Consider the following 15,289-nt stretch of genomic DNA (forward strand, 5'->3'; position numbering starts at 1 on the left):
TTACCCCCGGTGTTCGCCCCTCCCCCGACAGAGGGGCGAACGTCCGTTACTCGTCGGCCAGCGGTTCGGCCTGGACCCGCTTCAGGGCGGGCGTGCAGACCGACGCGCCGAGCAGGGCCACGCCGACGCCGAGCACGACCGGCGCCAGCAGCCACGGGCTGAGCACGATGCCCCGCTCGTCGACCATGCTGTAGAGCCCAACGCCGACCAGCACCCCGACGATTCCCGCGCCGATGGTGGCGACCAGCGCCGGCAGCGCGGCCTCCATCCGCAGCGCCCTCGCCAGCACCCGGACCGGCGTGCCGGCCGCCATCAGCGCCCCGAAGGTGCGGCGGCGGTCCATCACCGAGCCCGCGGTCGCGACCGCGGCGCTGCAGCCGGCCAGGACGCCGGCGGCGATCAGCCCGATCACCGTGACCCGGCGCAGGTCGCCGAGCTCGGTCTGCTGGTTGAACAGGTACTGGTCCCGGCTGCCGATCTCCTCACCGGCGGCCGGTCCGGCCAGCGCCGTCCGGACGATCTCGCGGTTCGCGTCGGTGCTCGGCGCGACGACCGTGACGTACTTCGGCGCGAAGCCGTCCGGCAGCGCGGCCGGGTCGATGATCGACGTGCTGGACAGGTCCGAGTCGGGGAGGTGGACGGCTTCGGCCCGCGTCCCCGACTTGACGGCCACCGCCGGCCCTTCCCAGTTGTCGGTGAGCTTGTACTGCGCCAGGTCGAGCGCCGAGTCGCCGAAGACGGCCGGACCGCCCGTGCAGTTCTCCGCGGTGAGCCCGAACCGGGTCAGCTTGACGGCGTCGGCGCAGGTCATCACCAGTGCGCGGTGGCCGGTGCGGTTGTTCCCCTCGCCCTGGACGAGGTAGACCTCGCCGACCGCGACCGCCTTCTCGGCCTGCCCGTACTTCTGCAGCGACGCGTTGGCCTGGTCGACGATCTTGCTCGCGTGCTGGCCGTCGGTGTCGACGTAGAGCACGGAGTCCTGGAAGGACCGCCCGCCGCCGGCCATCGACTCGAACGTCGGCAGCAGCGTCAGGGCCATCGACCCGGCGAACACCGCGAGCACGATCCCGGCCGACGCGCGGTAGGCGCCCTTCGGGTCGTCGCGCAGGCGGCGGCCGGCGAGCAGCGCGGACGGGCGCCGCCAGATCCGGACGAACGTGCCGCCGACCGCCGACGTCACCCACGGCCCGACGATCGCGGCCGAGCCGACCAGCAGGAACAGGCCCGCCATGACCATGGTGATGCCGCCGGAGTCCTTCGCCGTCGTCACCGCGACGAGGAAGAACAACCCGGCCGCGGGCAGCGCCAGCAGGCGCCACCAGCGCAGCGGCTTCTTCGTGTGGCCGCCGGTCGCGAACAGCGGGTTCTTCAGCACGCGGCGCAGGCCGAGGATGCCGGCCAGCACCACGAGCACCGGGATGGCCACGACGATGAACACCGTCAGGCCGACCGGCAGCGTGAAGTCGGCCGCCAGCCAGGTACCGCCCGCCCACGGGACGAACGACGCGAGGCCGTGCAGCGCCGGGCTGATGAGCAGGCCGAGCAGCGCACCGATGCCGGCGGACAACGTCGTTTCGGCGGCCACCATGTTGGTGACCTGCCCCGGGGTCGCGCCGGCCAGCCGGATCGCGGCGAGCCGCCGTTCCCGCCGGGCCGCGGTCAGCCGCGCCGAGGACGCCACCAGCACCAGGCTCGGCACCAGCAGCACGATGATCCCGACCCAGGACAGCAGCATGAGCAGGGGATCCGGGCTCGCCTTGCCGCCGGGGAAGCCCGGGGTCGGGTTGGCGCTCTCCGGCATCGCGTCCGCGGTGTGCCCGGTGAGCGCGACGAGCTGTTCCGGGAAGCGGAGGCCGTCCTCGCCGATGGCGCCGACGGGCCGGCCGAACCGGTCGCCGAGCTGGTCGGCCGGGTGGCCCTGGAGCAGCCGGCCGAGCGCGGGCGACACGACGGTCTCGCCCGGTCCCGGCAGCTGCGGCACCCCCGGCGGGAGCTGGACACCGGCCGCGGTCGCGCCCGGCGGCAGCGCGACGTCGACGCGCGTGATCTGCCGGCCGTCGAAGTAGTCCTTCGAGGAGCTGAACAGCAGCTTGACCGGGGCGTCGGTCGAGCGGCTGTAGAAGTGTTCGCCCTGCCAGAGGGCGCGTTGCTCGCGGTTCTGCGTGGCGAACGGCAGCGTCGCCAGCAGCAGCACCAGCCCGGTCGCGACGGCCACCCCGATCGCGGTGAGGATCGCCGACGTCCGGGTCCGCCGGTCGACCTTCAGCACCCGCAGGGCGATCTGGAGCGAGTTCACGCCGCCTGCCTCGTCGCGATCAGGCCGTCGCGGATGGCGACGGTCTTCGGCATCGACTCGGCCAGCTCGCGGTCGTGCGTCACCACGATCACCGCGGCGCCCGTCTCGTGGGCGGCGCCCAGCAGGGCGTCCATCGTCTCGCGGCCGGTGCGCGTGTCGAGCGCGCCGGTCGGCTCGTCGGCGAAGATCACCTTCGGCCGGTGGGTCAGCGCCCGCGCGATGGCGACGCGCTGGGCCTCGCCGCCGGACAGCTCGCCGGGGCGGCGCTTCTCCTTGCCGGCCAGGCCGAGGCGCGAAAGCCACTGGCGGCCGGCGTCGATGGCCTCCTTGCGGCCGAGCCCGGCCAGCAGCGACGGCAACGCGACGTTCTCTTCGGCCGACAGCTCGGCGACCAGCATCCCGGACTGGAAGACGAAGCCGAACTCGGTGCGGCGCAGCTCGCTGCGCTTCTTCTCGCCGAGGTGGTCGATCCGCTGCCCGGCCAGGAAGATCTGCCCGTCGTCGGCCCGGAGGATCCCGGCCAGCACGTGCAGCAGCGACGTCTTGCCCGAGCCGGAGGGGCCGACGATGGCGACGGCGTCCCGCGGCTGGATGTCGATGTCGATGCCGGCCAGGGCGTACTGGGCGCCGTAGCGCTTCACCAGCCCCCGGCCGGACAGCACCGGGCCGTTGGTCCACTGTGGAGTGTTCGGGTCCACGAGGTTCTCCCTGTCGGTTCGGATCTTGGTGCCGATGAGCTTCGCGGAGATCGAGGGGTGTCCACTTCGGGCAGACGGCCAGTCACGCCCCGGCCCGCATCGGCCGATCGGCCGAGGGAGCACGAGCCGGTCGGCCAAGGTGCGAACGCACGCGGATCCTCTAACGTCACGTTGTGACCGCCGCGCCCCCTACGAAAACGCTGTACACCCGCGCCGCCGCCCTGGTGCGGCGCATCGGCGTGCCCACGGCCGTCCTCTTCGCCGCCCTGCTCTTCGACGTCGTCTTCACGACGCAGGCAGCGCTCGACGACAACGGCCCGCGGTTCGTCGACTTCGGGCTGCTGCCCGGCTTCTTCGCGATGACGGCGTGCGCGGTGTGGGCCCAGAAGCGCGCGGCCGTCGCCGGCGTGGCCGGTGGCGGGGTGCTGGTGTTCTCCACCCTCTTCATCCACGCGTTCCACATCCCGCCGTACTCCAGCGTGCTGCCGAAGATCGCCATCACCGAGGTGGTGGCCGGGGTGCTGATGGTCTTCTACGTCACCCGGCGGGCGCGGGCGGGCGTGGCGTTCTGCGTGGTCAGCTTCCTGGTCGTCGGCGGCCTGGTCGCCCTCTTCGGCCGGTACAGCGGGGTCGGCGACATCGACGGCGGCACGGCGACCCAGGGCCTGGTGTTCGGCCTGCTGCTGCTCGCCGGACCGGTCGTACCCGCGATCGCGGCCCGGGACCGCCGGCCGCAGGCGGATCCGCGGGTGCGCCGGCTGCGCCGGGTGAACGAGCTGGCGATGGGGCAGTGGCCTCTGATGGGCCTGCTCGGCTTCGCGCTGCTGTTCGAGTTCGGCTACACGTATTCGAGCAACGCCCGCGGCTTCCCGATCCTGTTCTGCTCGATCGTCGCGGCGATCATCTCGGTGCTCTCGCCGCGGCGGCCCGCGGACGCGCTCCTCGGCATCGCCGGGATGCTGCTGCTCTCCGCGGTCGTCACGCCGTTCCTGCACCTGCGCTACGACTACCCGATGCCGGGCGGCGTGCCGTTCGTGCAGGTCATCGCCGCGATGGGCGTGGTGGTGAACGTGACCCGCGCCCGGGGCCTCAACGCGTCGTGGCCGCGGGTGTCGATCCTCTCCGGCGTCGTCGCGCTCGCCGCGATCCTCAACTCGGACAAGCCGTCGGGCCTGCAGACCGACCCGCAGACGCTGTCCGTCCTGGCCTTCGCCGCGGCGCTGATGCTCGGCATCTCGATCGCCGTCGGCCTGATGCTGCGCTCGCGCGACTCCGAGCGCACCACGGTCGTCCAGTCCGCGGTGGCCGACGCGCAGACCGCCGAGCGGATGGCGCTGGCCCGCGAGCTGCACGACGTCGTCGCCCACCACGTCACCGGCATCGTCGTGCAGGCCCAGGCCGCGCGGATGATGGCCGAGCAGAAGCCGGAGGTCGCCGTCGAGGCGATGGCCCGGATCGAGAACGCCGGCGTCGAGGCGCTCGCGGCGATGCGGCGGCTGGTCCGCTCGATGCGCGGGGACGCACCGGCCGGGTCGAGCGAGTTCAGCGAGCAGGCCACCACGGACCTGGGTGCCGACCTGCGGAAGCTGGTCGACAGCGCCAACCACGGCGTGCCGACGTCGATGCACCTCGACCTGCCGCCGGACCTGCCGCACGAGGTCGGCCGCTCGGCGCTGCGGCTGGTGCAGGAGTCGCTGACGAACGTCGGCAAGCACGCCTCCGGCGCGACCGAGGCGTTCGTCGTGGCCGAGGTCCAGGGTGCCGAGCTGCACCTGCGGGTGACGGACGACGGACGCGAGCCGGCGCACCGGCCGGCCGGGGGATCGGGCGGCTACGGTCTGGTCGGGATGCGCGAGCGCGTCGCACTGCTCAAAGGACGGCTGTCGGCCGGGCGCGGCCCGGACGGCGGCTGGCGGGTCGAAGCGTGGCTGCCGCTGGCCGCCGGGGAAGGGGACGAGTGATCCGGGTACTGATCGCCGACGACCAGGAAATGGTGCGGATGGGTTTCCGCATGATCCTGGACGCGCAGGACGACATCGAGGTCGTCGCCGACGTCGCGGACGGCGTCTCGGCCGTGTCGAAGGCCCGCGAGCTGCGCCCGGACGTCTGCCTGCTCGACATCCGCATGCCCGGCCTCGACGGGCTGGAGGTCACCCGCCAGCTGGCCGGGCCGGACGTGAGCGATCCGCTGAAGGTGGTCGTGGTCACGACGTTCGACCTCGACGAGTACGTCCACACAGCGTTGCGCAACGGCGCCCACGGCTTCCTGCTCAAGGACGCCGGTCCGGCTTTGCTGATCGAGGCGGTCCGCGCGGCCGACCGCGGTGACGCGCTGGTGTCGCCGCAGATCACCATCCGGCTGCTCAAGCACTTCGACGGCGGTGGCGCGGTGAAGGCGCCGGTCGCGCCGCCGTCGGAGCCGCTGACCGCGCGGGAGATGGACGTCGTGCAGGCGGCCGCGCGCGGGCTGACGAACACCGAGATCGGCGCGGAGCTGTTCCTGTCGCTGTCCACGGTGAAGACGCACCTGGCGTCGGTGCAGGGCAAGATCGGCGCGCGCAACCGCGTGGAGATCGCCGCCTGGGCGTGGCGGAGTGGAGTCGTGTCGTAATCCAGGGTGCGTAGTATCCAGAGATGCAACGCCGTTTCCACGCCCCTGTCGTTCTCCCCGCCGACGCGTCTTGTTCGCTTTTGCGTGACGCGGTCGTCGACGTGGACGCCGATGGGCGCATCTCCTACTGCGGACCGGCGGCCACCGCGCCCGAGTCCGCCGCACCGGTCACCACCCTGACCGGCATCCTGCTGCCCGGCCTGGTCAACACGCACGCGCACAGCCCGATGACGCTGCTGCGCGGGATGGGCGGCGACCTGCCGCTGCTGCCCTGGCTCAACGAGATCATCTGGCCCGCCGAAGCGAAGCTGCGGCCGGAGGACATCCGCACCGGCATGCTGCTCGGCTCGGTCGAGATGCTCCGCCACGGCGTCACCACCAGCGCCGAGATGTACTTCGAAGGCGAGCAGCTCGTCGACGCGGTGCTCACGACCGGCGGCCGCGTGCTGGTGGCGCCGCCGGTGATGGAGCTGCCGGGCCTGGACTGGCGGGCCCAGCTGGCCGGCATCGAGCGCTGGATCGACACCGACGGCCTGCGCTTCGGCCACGGCGACCGCGTCGAGCTGGGCTACGGCCCGCACTCGGCGTACATGCTGTCGGCGGAAGCCCTGCGGGCCACGGCGGAGTCGGCCGCTTCGCGCGGCGCGCTGATCCAGATCCACGTCGCCGAGGCGGCGGCGGAAGACACCGCGGTCCGCGCCTCGCACGGCTCGGTGCCCGCGCTGCTGAAGGAACTCGGCATGCTCGACGGCCGGGTCCTGGCGGCGCACGCCATCCACCTGTCGGACGACGACATCGCGCTGTTCGCGGCGCACGGCGTCGGCATGGCGCACTGCCCGGGATCGAACGCGAAGCTGGCTTCGGGCATCGCGCGGATCAAGGACCTGCGCGAGGCCGGCGTCGCGGTCGGCCTCGGCACCGACGGACCGGCGTCCAACGACGACCTCGACCTGTGGGAAGAGCTGCAGCTCTCGGCCATGTTCGCCCGCTTGGCGACGGGCGACTCGACGGTGCTGACCGCGGCCGACGTCTTCCTGCTGGCGACCCGCGGCGGCGCCGACGCGCTGGGCCGGTCCGACATCGGGGCGCTGGAGCCGGGCCGCTGGGCCGACCTGGTGCACATCGACCTGGACGACCCGGCGTTCGCGTGCGGCCTGGACGTGCCGGACGTGCAGCTGCTGTCGAACCTCGTGTGGGCGGCCGGGTCGCGGCGGGTCCGGGACGTGTGGGTCGCGGGCGAGCAGGTCGTGGCCGGCGGCGAGTCGGTGAAGGTGGACCGGGCGAAGGTCCAGGCCGGGGTGGCCGAGACCGCCGCCCGCCTCCGCTAGAGCCGCACTTTCACGTGAAAGTGCCCACCTGGGGAGCGCACTTTCACGTGAAAGTGCGCGCTTGGGGCGGCTAGCGGGGGCGGAGGATGATCTCCGTCGGGTGGGCGTCCGGGGTGGCGGACACCGCGGTCACCACCGCGGTCGCCACCGAGTCCGCCCGCAGCAGGTGCGTGGTGTCGTAGTCGCGGCCTTCGCCCTTGAAGATCTCCTGCTGCATCTCGGTGTCCGTGCGGCCCGGGTACACCGACGTCACGCGGAGGTCCGGCTCCTCTTCGCGGAGGGCGTCGGCGAAGGCGCGGACCGCGAACTTGCTGGCCGCGTACGGGGACCAGCCCGGGCGGGCGTTCAGCCCGGCGCCGGAGTTGATCACCACGACGTGGCCGTGCGCCGCGCGCAACGCCGGGAGCAGCAGGCGGGTCAGCTCGACCACAGCGAGGGTGTTGACCTCGAAGTTGTCCCGCCACGCTTCGGCGGAGGCGTTCTCGATCCGGTCGATGCGCGCGACACCGGCCGAGTGCACCAGGACGTCGAGCGCGTCGATGCCCGCGACGGCTTCGGCGAGCGACGCCGGGTTCGTCAGCTCCACCGGCCACGGCTTCGCGCCCGGGAGCTCCTTCGCCAGCGCGGACAACGCATCGACGTCACGGCCGCCGAGCAGCAGGCGGTGCGTCGGCGCGAGCTGGTGCGCGACCGCCGCGCCGATCCCGCGGGAGGCGCCGGTCACGAGGGCGAGGGGAAGATCCGTCATGTCCCCCACCGTAGCTCTGCCGTTGGTTGCCGATCCGACCACAGTCACGGCCGAATCGGCCCGTGGCTACGGTCACGTGCCGTTCGGGGGTCGGCCTGCTTTTGGCCGGATTGGCAACTAGGCGAAGCCGACGTCGACGGTGTGGTCGTCGCGCGCGCCGGGGCCGAGCGTCCGCGGGTCCGCGCAGCCCGACGCCGGGTCCGCGTCCGAGTCGCGGGTGTCGTCCCCGGCGTCCTTCTTCGTCGGCTTGCGCCCGTCCGCGGTGAAGCACACCTGGTAGGTGCCGTCTTCGAGGCCGGTGAAGGCGTACGCGCCGTCCGGACCGGTGACGACGCTGACGCCGTTGCTCAGCGCGGCCTTGACGCCGGCGAGGCCGGGCTCGCCGGCGTCCTGCAGGCCGTTGCCGTTCGTGTCCGACCAGGCGAAGTCGCCGATCCGGTTCGTCGGCGGGGCCAGGCCGAGGTCCACCGTGAAGTCCTCGCGGGCCGAGCCGCCCAGGGTGCGCGGGGCGGCGCAGCCGTCCGGGTCCGCGTCGGAGTCGCGGTCGTCGGCCGCCGCGTCCTTGCGGGTCACCGTGAAGTCCGCCGGGACGGCGAAGCAGACCTGGTAGGTGCCGTCCTTCAGCTTTTCGAAGCCGTACTTCCCGCCGGCGTCCGTGGTCGCGGTGCCGACCGTGCCACCCGCGCCGTCCTTCAGCGTCACCTTCACGCCCGCGACGCCGGGTTCGTCCGGGTCCTGGATGCCGTCGCGGTTGCGGTCGTTCCACGCGAAGTCGCCGATCTTCGCGATCGCGGGCGGCGGCAGGACGGTGATCGTCGCCGACGCCGTCTTGTCGCCGAGCGCGCCGCCCGCGGACTTCACGCCGGTGACCTTCGCGGTGTTGACGTGCCCGTTGTCGGCCAGCGTGAGGTCCGGGTGGTCGCAGGTCAGCTGCTTGTTCGCGCCCGCGGCCAGCGTGAACGGCTCGACCGGTGCCGGGCACCACGGGTCCTGCACGGAGATGCCGGTCAGTTCCTCGGTGCCGTCGTTCGTCACGGTGATCCGGTAGTGCGCGGTGTCGCCGGCGGTGACCGTCGCGAAGGAGCCCCACGCGCCGGTCGCGGGGTTCTGCACTTCCTTCTTCACCGAGTACGCGGCGAGCCGGAGGGCGACGCAGTCCCAGCGCAGCCGCTCGAGGCTGGTGGTGGTGAAGAACTTCACCGCGGTCGCCTTCGCCGGGGCCGTCGCCGCCGGGAACTCCTGCCGGGCCAGCCGGCCGTCGCTCGCGTTGTGGTCGACGGCGAGCTTGCTCTCCTGCACCTGCGCGCCGGTCGCGTCGAAGAACCGCAGGCCGGTGGCCGCGCCGTTGCCCGGCGCGTGCGAAGCGGTCCAGACGCTCAGCGTGTACACGCCGCCGGGGACGAACTTCTCGGCCTGGACGGCGGTGCTGGCCTTGCCGTCCGGCGTCTGCACGAGCGCCGAGCGCTGCCCGTCGACGGCGTACGCCTGGTCGGTCAGCAGCTTCGGCGCCTTCGCGGCCGGCGTCCCGGGCGGCACGGGCGCGGCGGGGGTGAACACGTACCCGTCGGGAGCGCCGTTGCGCGCCGTCTCCTCGACGCTCGGGTTGGCGGCCACCCCGCCGCACGACGGCGGTGGCTCCGCGGCGGCCGCGGGTACGACCGTCCCCGAGAGCGCCACCACCGCCACTGCCACCACGCGCGCCGAACGGACCATGCCTCGACTATGGCGCGTGGCACCGGCCCGCACCGGCCGAGAACCGTCCACTTAAGAGTGAACCTCGGGCCGGCGCGGGCCGCGCGCGTCAGCGCTCGCCGATGCGGCCGGGCCGCCCGAAGCGGCCCTTCTTCCACACCGAGACGAGCGACGGCCGCGGCTGCGCGGTGCCGCCGTCCGGCCAGTGCGACGTCGGGTTCGCCGAGCTCGCCGCGTTCTCGCCCGGGTGCTGCACCGCGACGAGCACGAGGTCGTCGGTGACGACCGGGCCGCACGTCTCGGCGCCGACCGGCACCGAAAGGAACTGCTTGACGTGCCCGCGCTCCGGCCCGGTCACCGGCACCGAGAACAGGCCGTCGTTCGAGCCGAGCGCGTTGCCGTCGGTGGAGATCCACAGGTTGCCGTGGCGGTCGAAGGTGACGTTGTCCGGGCAGGAGATCGGGCTGACCTTGGTCTTGTCGAAGCCGCCGTAGTAGGTGTCGGCCGCGGCCGGGTCACCGCAGACGAGCAAGAGCCGCCAGGAGAACTTCGTCGACGCCGCGTCGCCGCGGGCCTCCTCCCACTCCAGGATCTGCCCGTTCTTGTTGGCCACGCGCGGGTTGACCTCGTCGACGCCGGCCTTGCCCGCCGCGCCGCGGTCGCTGTTGTTGGTCAGCGCCGCGTAGATCCGGCCGTTGACCGGGTTCGGCTCGATGTCCTCCGGGCGGTCCATCTTCGTGGCGGCGACCTTGTCGGCCGCCTGCCGCGTGAAGACGTAGACCTCTTCGGCGGTGAACCCGTCCACAAAGGACTTGTCGCCGCTCGCCAGCGGGATCCACTCGCCGGCGCCGTCGAATTCGCCGTCGGCGGGGAGCTTGCCGGTGCCGTCGACCTCGCCCGGGCTGTCACCGGTGAAACGCGCGACGTACAGGGTGCCGTCGTCGAGCAGCGCCGAGTTGTGCCGGCGCGCGTGCGCGCTCTTGCCCGGCTTGTACTTGCCGTTCGAGACGAACTTGTAGATGTACTCGAAGCGTTCGTCGTCCCCGGAGTAGGCGGCGACGCGGCCGTCGGCGGTGATCTTGATGTTCGCGCCCTCGTGCTTGAGGCGGCCGAGCGCGGTGTGCTTGATCGGCGTCGAGGTCGGGTCGTTCGGGTCGATTTCGACGACCCAGCCGAACCGGTTCGGCTCGTTCGGCTCCTGGGCGACGTCCCAGCGCTTGTCGAACCGCTCCCACTTGCGGGTGCTCGTGCCGGTGCCGATGGCGTACCGCTTCAGCCGCGCGGCTTCGACCGGGTCGGTGACCTTCTCGGAGTTCGCGAAGTACTGGTGGATGTTCTCCTCGCCGGAGAGCACCGTGCCCCACGGCGTCACGCCGCCGGAGCAGTTGTTCTGCGTGCCGCGGACCTTGCGCCCGGTCGGGTCGGCCGACGTCTTCAGGTACTTCGACCCGGCGGCCGGGCCGCGCACCTCGAAGACCGTGTCGAGGGTGATCCGGCGGCCGTACCGGCTCGGGACGACCTCGAGGCCGCCGCGAACCGGGTCGCGACGGGTCAGCAGCACCGAGAGGCCGTGCGCCGCCCAGGCGATCTTCACCTGCTCCTCGGTCGGGTTCGCCGCGTCGTACTGGTCGGCCGGGAACAGGTGCACCTCGGCCGTGTACTCGTGGTTCACGACGAGCAGGTTGGTCCGGCCCAGCGGGTCCTGCGGGATCAGGCCGACGAAGTCGTTGTTGTAGCCGAACTGCTTCGCCTGCGCGGCCGCGGTCTGCTTCGTGAAGTCGAACTTCGGGGCGCCCGGCACCACCGGGTCGCCCCAGCGGATCACGACGCGCTGGGCGTACCCGTCGGGGACGCTGACCGCGTCGAGCTTGTTCGGCGGGACCGGGTCGAAGTCGGTGCCGGGCACCGGCCGCGGCTTGGCGACCGGGGCGGCGACCGGCGCGGCGGCCGCGGTCCCCGAGAGCGCCGCGAACCCGCCCGCGGCGGCGGCCATCACGGCGCCGGCCTTGAAGGCCCCGCGGCGGGAGACGTCCTTCACGACGTCACCGAAGTACTCGTTCCCGGACTCGTTCGGCTCGGGGTGGGCACAGGCGTTGCCGCAGCGGTATTCGCAGGTGATCGGGGAGCGGCCACCGGGGTGGGCGGGGAACAGCGGAAGCAGACGGTCGGGCACGAGGCCTCCATGGTGGGAGTTCGGGAACGAACCGACCGTAAGCCTCCGAAACCAGCCATTCCAGACATTCAGGTGAACGGCAGATGTACCGCTCACCCGAATGGCCGTGGCTCAGAACTCTTCGCCGACGAGCACCGCTTCCCGCGGGACCGTGTGCGGGTCTGCCTTCTTCTCCCGCAGCGAGAGCAGGACGCCAGCGACGACGCACAGGACGGCCGAGGCGACGAACGGCGCCTGCGGCGAGCCGAACCACTCCGCGACGTGCCCGACGAGCGTCGCGGCGACGGCGCCACCGAGCCAGCGGCAGAAGTTGTAGCCCGCGCTGGCGACCGGGCGCGGCGCGTCGCTGATCGACATCGCGGTGCCGGTGAACAGCGTGTTCAGCAGGCCGGACACCAGCCCGGAGACGATGATCCCGGCGACCAGGACCGGCTTGCTCGGCACGGCGAGCACCAGCATCAGCACGGCGTAGCCGAAGACGGCGGCCGCGGCGGCGTGCCGTTCACCGAGCTTGGCGGCCAGCCGCGGCGCGAGGGCGACGCCGGCGACCGCGACGCACAGGCCCCAGCCGCAGAAGATCAGCCCGACGGCGATGGCGCTCCAGCCGAGCACGAACGGCGACCAGGCCAGGACCGCGAAGAAGGCGGCGGTGTACAGCGCCGAGGCGACGGAGGTGCGCAGCAGACCGGTGTGCTTCAGCGCGCGAAGCGGGTCGAGCAGCTTGATCGGCTCGCGCTTCTCGTGCTTGTCGCTCTTGAGGAACACCGCGCACAGCACGAGCGCGCCGGCCATCAGGATCGCAGTGCCGAGGAACGGGCCGCGCCACGAGATGCTGCCGAGCAGGGCGCCGAGCAGCGGGCCGACCGACAGGCCGACGCCGAGCGCGGCTTCGTAGAGCAGGATCGCGCCGGACTGGCCGCCGGTCGCGGCCCCGACGATCACCGACAGCGCCGTCGCGATGAAGAACGCGTTGCCGAGGCCCCAGACCGCGCGCAGCCCGACCAGCTGCTCGATCGACCCGGCGGCCGCGCACAGGGCGGTGGCCGCGACGATCAGCGTCAGCCCGACGAGGACGGTGCGCTTCGGCCCGAACCTGGCGCTCGCCGCGCCCGTCACGAGCATCGCGATGACCTGGACGCCGAGGTAGGACGAGAAGAGCAGGGTGACCTGGGACGGCGTCGCGTCCAGGCCCTTGGCGATCGACAGCAGGATCGGGTCGACCAGACCGATCCCCATGAAGGCGATGACCGCGGCGAACGCGGTGATCCACACCTGCTTGGGCTGGCCCTTGACGGCGTCCAGCAGGCTCGAGTGGTGTTCAGCGCTCATCGCTGATCAGTTCCTCCTTCTTGGTGTCCACGAGCAACTTGGCGAGGGCCGGGAGGGCGGCTTCGATCGCGGCGCGGTCGGGGTCGTCCATGGCGATCAGCCGCTCGCGGAGGAACTCCTCCCGGGCGGCGACCGTCTCGGCGTAGAAGCGGCGACCCTCGTCGGTGACGTCCACGAGCACCGCGCGACCGTCGGCGGGATCCGGGCGGCGGGCCGCCAGGCCGAGCCGTTCGAGGCGGCCGACGACGTCGGTCATCGACGGCAGCTTGACCTGCTCGAACTCGGCCAGCGCGCTCATCCGCCGCGGACCGCCGTTGACCAGCTCGCTCAGCACCGACCCCTGGGTGAGGGTCAGCGACAGCTGCGGCGTCTGGCGGCGCACCTGGTGGTACAGCCGGAAGACCAGCGGCCGCAGCCGGTGGGCGAGGTCGGCGATCGGGGAAGTCACTTAGCCAGGCTAACAAAAATTAGTAAGGGTGACTAAGTAACTCCTCTCACAGGCTACGCTCTGGGGCATGGACGCGGTGATCTTCGACCTCGACGGCGTGCTGGTGGATTCCGAGCGGATCTGGGACGAGGTGCGGCGCGCGGTCGTCGCCGAGCACGGCGGCACCTGGCGCGAGGAGGCCACCCGCGCCCAGCAGGGGATGAGCACCCCGGAATGGGCCCGCTACCTGGTGGAGGAGCTCGGCGCGCGGACGACGCCGGCCGAGATCGCGACGATCGTCGTCAAGCGGATGGCCGCCCGGTACGCGGCGGAGCCGCCCCTGATCCCGGGTGCGGTGGACGTCGTGCGGCAGGTGTCGGCGCGGTGGCCGGTCGCGATCGCCAGCTCGTCGCCGGTGATCCTGATCAAGGGCTTCCTCGACGTGACCGGCCTGCCGGTCGGGGCGGCGGTGTCGTCGGAGCAGGTCGGCGCCGGAAAACCGGCACCGGACGTCTACCTGCGGGCCGCCGAGCTGCTCGGGGTGGCGCCCGAGGACTGCGCCGCCGTGGAGGACACGACGAACGGGCTGCGGTCCGCGCTGGCGGCGAAGATGGCGGTGTACTCGGTGCCGAACCCGCACTTCCCGCCGGACCCCGAGGTGCTCGCGCAGGCGACGGCGGTGGTGGCGGAGATCACCGGCTTGCCGGGTGCGCTTGGACTTCCGGATTGACCTCGAACCGCACCGGCGGCGAACCGGGCTTGACGTCGGCGAGGAACAGCAGCCCCGGGCCCAGCGCGCCGAGCGCCTTGGCCTGGCTCAAGTCACCTGCCGCGTCGTAGAGGCGCAGCTCCCGCACAGTCCGGTCGGTGAGAAAAACCGCCTTGCCCTCGGGTAGCGGCCCACCGTTCTTGCCGACGTACCCCGCCTTGACGGGATATCCCTCCAGCGGGACGCACGACGGAGACTCGGTGCCGTAGTTCGGACCGCCGCCGGTCACGCCCTTGAGCAGCGCCTCGACGCAGAACATGCGCGCTTCTCCCTCGCCGGTGGCGACGACGGCGTGCGAGGTCCAGGCGTCCGTCTGGCCAGCGAAGTCGACGAGAGCCATCGAGTCACCCATGTCGAGCGAGGGCGGCGAGATCACCGGCTTCGCGAGCACCAGGTCCTGCCCCGGCCGCGCCGCCGGAGCCGGCGGCGGCTGGACCGTGTTCACCTGGGTGACGATCGACACGCTGGTCAGCACCACCAGCACCGCGGCGAGCGGGGCGATCCACACCGCGCCCCGGCGGCGCCGGGGCCGGTGCTGCCGGCGCACCTGCTCCGCCCACGCCGCGTCGAGGTTGGGCGTGACCTTGTCCGCTTCATCCCGCAGTGCGTCGGCCAGCTTGCGTTCGAGGTCGGTCATCGCTCACCTCCCAGGTCGTCCCCCAAGTGCTTGCGCAGGTTCTCCATCGCGTGGTGGGTGGTCGCCTTGACGGTGCCGGGCGAGATGCCGAGCGTCTCCGCGATGGACGCCGTGCTCAGGTCCAGCCAATACCTCAGCACGAGGACCTCGCGCTGTCGCCTCGACAGCTTTTCGAGCACCGCGCGCAGCTGCCGGTGCTCCCAGTTGGCCACCGCCCTGACCTCGGCCGACAGCTCGTCCGGCGGCCGCTCCTGCGGGGTGCGCCGGACCACGCGCAGGTGCCGCGTCCGCGACCGCGACATGTTCACCACGGTCGTCCGGAGGTAGCCCGCCACCCGGCTGTGGTCGGCCAGGGTGTCCCAGCGCTGGTGGAGCTTGACGAAGGCCTCCTGGGCGACGTTCTCCGCGTCGTCCGCGCCGAGCAGGTGCGCCAGCCGGGTCATCTGGCCGAAGTACTCCCGGAACAGGTCGTGGAAGGTCGGCGCGCCCAGGTCCCCCGGCACGCTCTCGCCCACGCTCGCACTCACACCTCGCCAACGCACACCCCGCCCCACCGGTTTAGTGGACCATGCAAAGAAGGC

Annotated in this window: 13 protein-coding genes; 4 read left to right on the forward strand and 9 right to left on the reverse strand. The window is 72.4% G+C overall.

Going from position 1 to position 15,289, the window contains the following annotated elements:
- Positions 1–46: 46 nt before the first annotated feature.
- Both AB5J73_RS11585 and AB5J73_RS11590 read right to left on the reverse strand, forming a co-directional pair.
- On the reverse strand, positions 47–2,296 hold the full coding sequence (locus AB5J73_RS11585) for an FtsX-like permease family protein (RefSeq protein ID WP_370969688.1): 2,250 nt from the start codon (positions 2,294–2,296) through the stop codon (positions 47–49).
- The gene (locus tag AB5J73_RS11590; protein ID WP_370969689.1) at positions 2,293–2,994 is read right to left on the reverse strand and encodes an ABC transporter ATP-binding protein; all 702 of its coding nucleotides are present in this window, start codon (positions 2,992–2,994) and stop codon (positions 2,293–2,295) included. Before AB5J73_RS11590 ends, AB5J73_RS11585 begins: the two co-directional genes overlap by 4 nt.
- 173 nt (positions 2,995–3,167) lie before the next feature.
- Here AB5J73_RS11590 and AB5J73_RS11595 point away from each other — a divergent pair, with 173 nt between their 5' ends.
- From AB5J73_RS11595 to AB5J73_RS11605, 3 genes are read left to right on the forward strand one after another with little or no spacing between them, the layout of a single operon-like run.
- Positions 3,168–4,955: a sensor histidine kinase gene (locus tag AB5J73_RS11595; protein WP_370969690.1), complete on the forward strand. Its 1,788-nt coding sequence runs from the start codon at positions 3,168–3,170 to the stop codon at positions 4,953–4,955.
- Positions 4,952–5,605 (forward strand): response regulator, encoded by a 654-nt coding sequence (locus AB5J73_RS11600; protein ID WP_370969691.1) that lies wholly within the window; start codon positions 4,952–4,954, stop codon positions 5,603–5,605. Before AB5J73_RS11595 ends, AB5J73_RS11600 begins: the two co-directional genes overlap by 4 nt.
- Before the next feature lie 23 nt (positions 5,606–5,628).
- Positions 5,629–6,933 (forward strand): amidohydrolase family protein, encoded by a 1,305-nt coding sequence (locus AB5J73_RS11605; RefSeq protein ID WP_370969692.1) that lies wholly within the window; start codon positions 5,629–5,631, stop codon positions 6,931–6,933.
- Positions 6,934–7,003: 70 nt separating this feature from the next.
- Here the strand turns inward: AB5J73_RS11605 and AB5J73_RS11610 are convergent, their stop codons facing one another.
- The 5 genes from AB5J73_RS11610 to AB5J73_RS11630 form a co-directional block, all read right to left on the reverse strand.
- Positions 7,004–7,681, reverse strand: a complete 678-nt coding sequence (locus tag AB5J73_RS11610; RefSeq protein WP_370969693.1) for an SDR family oxidoreductase — start codon at positions 7,679–7,681, stop codon at positions 7,004–7,006.
- 117 nt (positions 7,682–7,798) lie between these two features.
- Positions 7,799–9,394, reverse strand: a complete 1,596-nt coding sequence (locus tag AB5J73_RS11615; RefSeq protein ID WP_370969694.1) for an SdrD B-like domain-containing protein — start codon at positions 9,392–9,394, stop codon at positions 7,799–7,801.
- A gap of 88 nt (positions 9,395–9,482) precedes the next feature.
- The gene (locus AB5J73_RS11620) at positions 9,483–11,546 is read right to left on the reverse strand and encodes a PhoX family phosphatase (RefSeq protein ID WP_370969695.1); all 2,064 of its coding nucleotides are present in this window, start codon (positions 11,544–11,546) and stop codon (positions 9,483–9,485) included.
- 111 nt (positions 11,547–11,657) lie between these two features.
- Positions 11,658–12,875 carry an MFS transporter gene (locus AB5J73_RS11625; RefSeq protein WP_370969696.1) on the reverse strand — a complete coding sequence of 406 codons (1,218 nt, stop codon included), beginning with the start codon at positions 12,873–12,875 and terminating at the stop codon, positions 11,658–11,660.
- Complete coding sequence (locus tag AB5J73_RS11630; RefSeq protein ID WP_370969697.1) at positions 12,865–13,323, reverse strand: MarR family winged helix-turn-helix transcriptional regulator; 459 nt, start codon at positions 13,321–13,323, stop codon at positions 12,865–12,867. The genes AB5J73_RS11625 and AB5J73_RS11630 overlap by 11 nt, the downstream gene beginning before the upstream one ends.
- 67 nt (positions 13,324–13,390) lie before the next feature.
- Between AB5J73_RS11630 and AB5J73_RS11635 the strand changes: the two genes are divergently transcribed.
- Positions 13,391–14,032, forward strand: coding sequence for an HAD family hydrolase (locus AB5J73_RS11635; protein ID WP_370969698.1), 642 nt, complete (start codon positions 13,391–13,393; stop codon positions 14,030–14,032).
- Here AB5J73_RS11635 and AB5J73_RS11640 read toward each other — a convergent pair.
- Both AB5J73_RS11640 and AB5J73_RS11645 read right to left on the reverse strand, forming a co-directional pair.
- Entirely contained in the window at positions 13,995–14,708 is a 714-nt protein-coding gene (locus AB5J73_RS11640) for a hypothetical protein (RefSeq protein ID WP_370969699.1), read from the reverse strand. The two genes, AB5J73_RS11635 and AB5J73_RS11640, sit on opposite strands and share 38 nt — an antisense overlap.
- Entirely contained in the window at positions 14,705–15,223 is a 519-nt protein-coding gene (locus tag AB5J73_RS11645; RefSeq protein ID WP_370969700.1) for an RNA polymerase sigma factor, read from the reverse strand. Before AB5J73_RS11645 ends, AB5J73_RS11640 begins: the two co-directional genes overlap by 4 nt.
- Between the last annotated feature and the right edge of the window lie 66 nt (positions 15,224–15,289).

This window comes from Amycolatopsis sp. cg9 (assembly GCF_041346945.1).
Lineage (GTDB): Bacteria > Actinomycetota > Actinomycetes > Mycobacteriales > Pseudonocardiaceae > Amycolatopsis.

Excerpts from the sequence above, each read along its gene's own strand:
- AB5J73_RS11610 (WP_370969693.1), bottom strand. The coding sequence starts at position 7,681 with ATGACGGATCTTCCCCTCGCCCTCGTGACCGGCGCCTCCCGCGGGATC.
- AB5J73_RS11615 (WP_370969694.1), bottom strand. The coding sequence starts at position 9,394 with ATGGTCCGTTCGGCGCGCGTGGTGGCAGTGGCGGTGGTGGCGCTCTCG.
- AB5J73_RS11605 (WP_370969692.1), top strand. The coding sequence starts at position 5,629 with ATGCAACGCCGTTTCCACGCCCCTGTCGTTCTCCCCGCCGACGCGTCT.
- AB5J73_RS11635 (WP_370969698.1), top strand. The coding sequence starts at position 13,391 with ATGGACGCGGTGATCTTCGACCTCGACGGCGTGCTGGTGGATTCCGAG.
- AB5J73_RS11625 (WP_370969696.1), bottom strand. The coding sequence starts at position 12,875 with ATGAGCGCTGAACACCACTCGAGCCTGCTGGACGCCGTCAAGGGCCAG.
- AB5J73_RS11640 (WP_370969699.1), bottom strand. The coding sequence starts at position 14,708 with ATGACCGACCTCGAACGCAAGCTGGCCGACGCACTGCGGGATGAAGCG.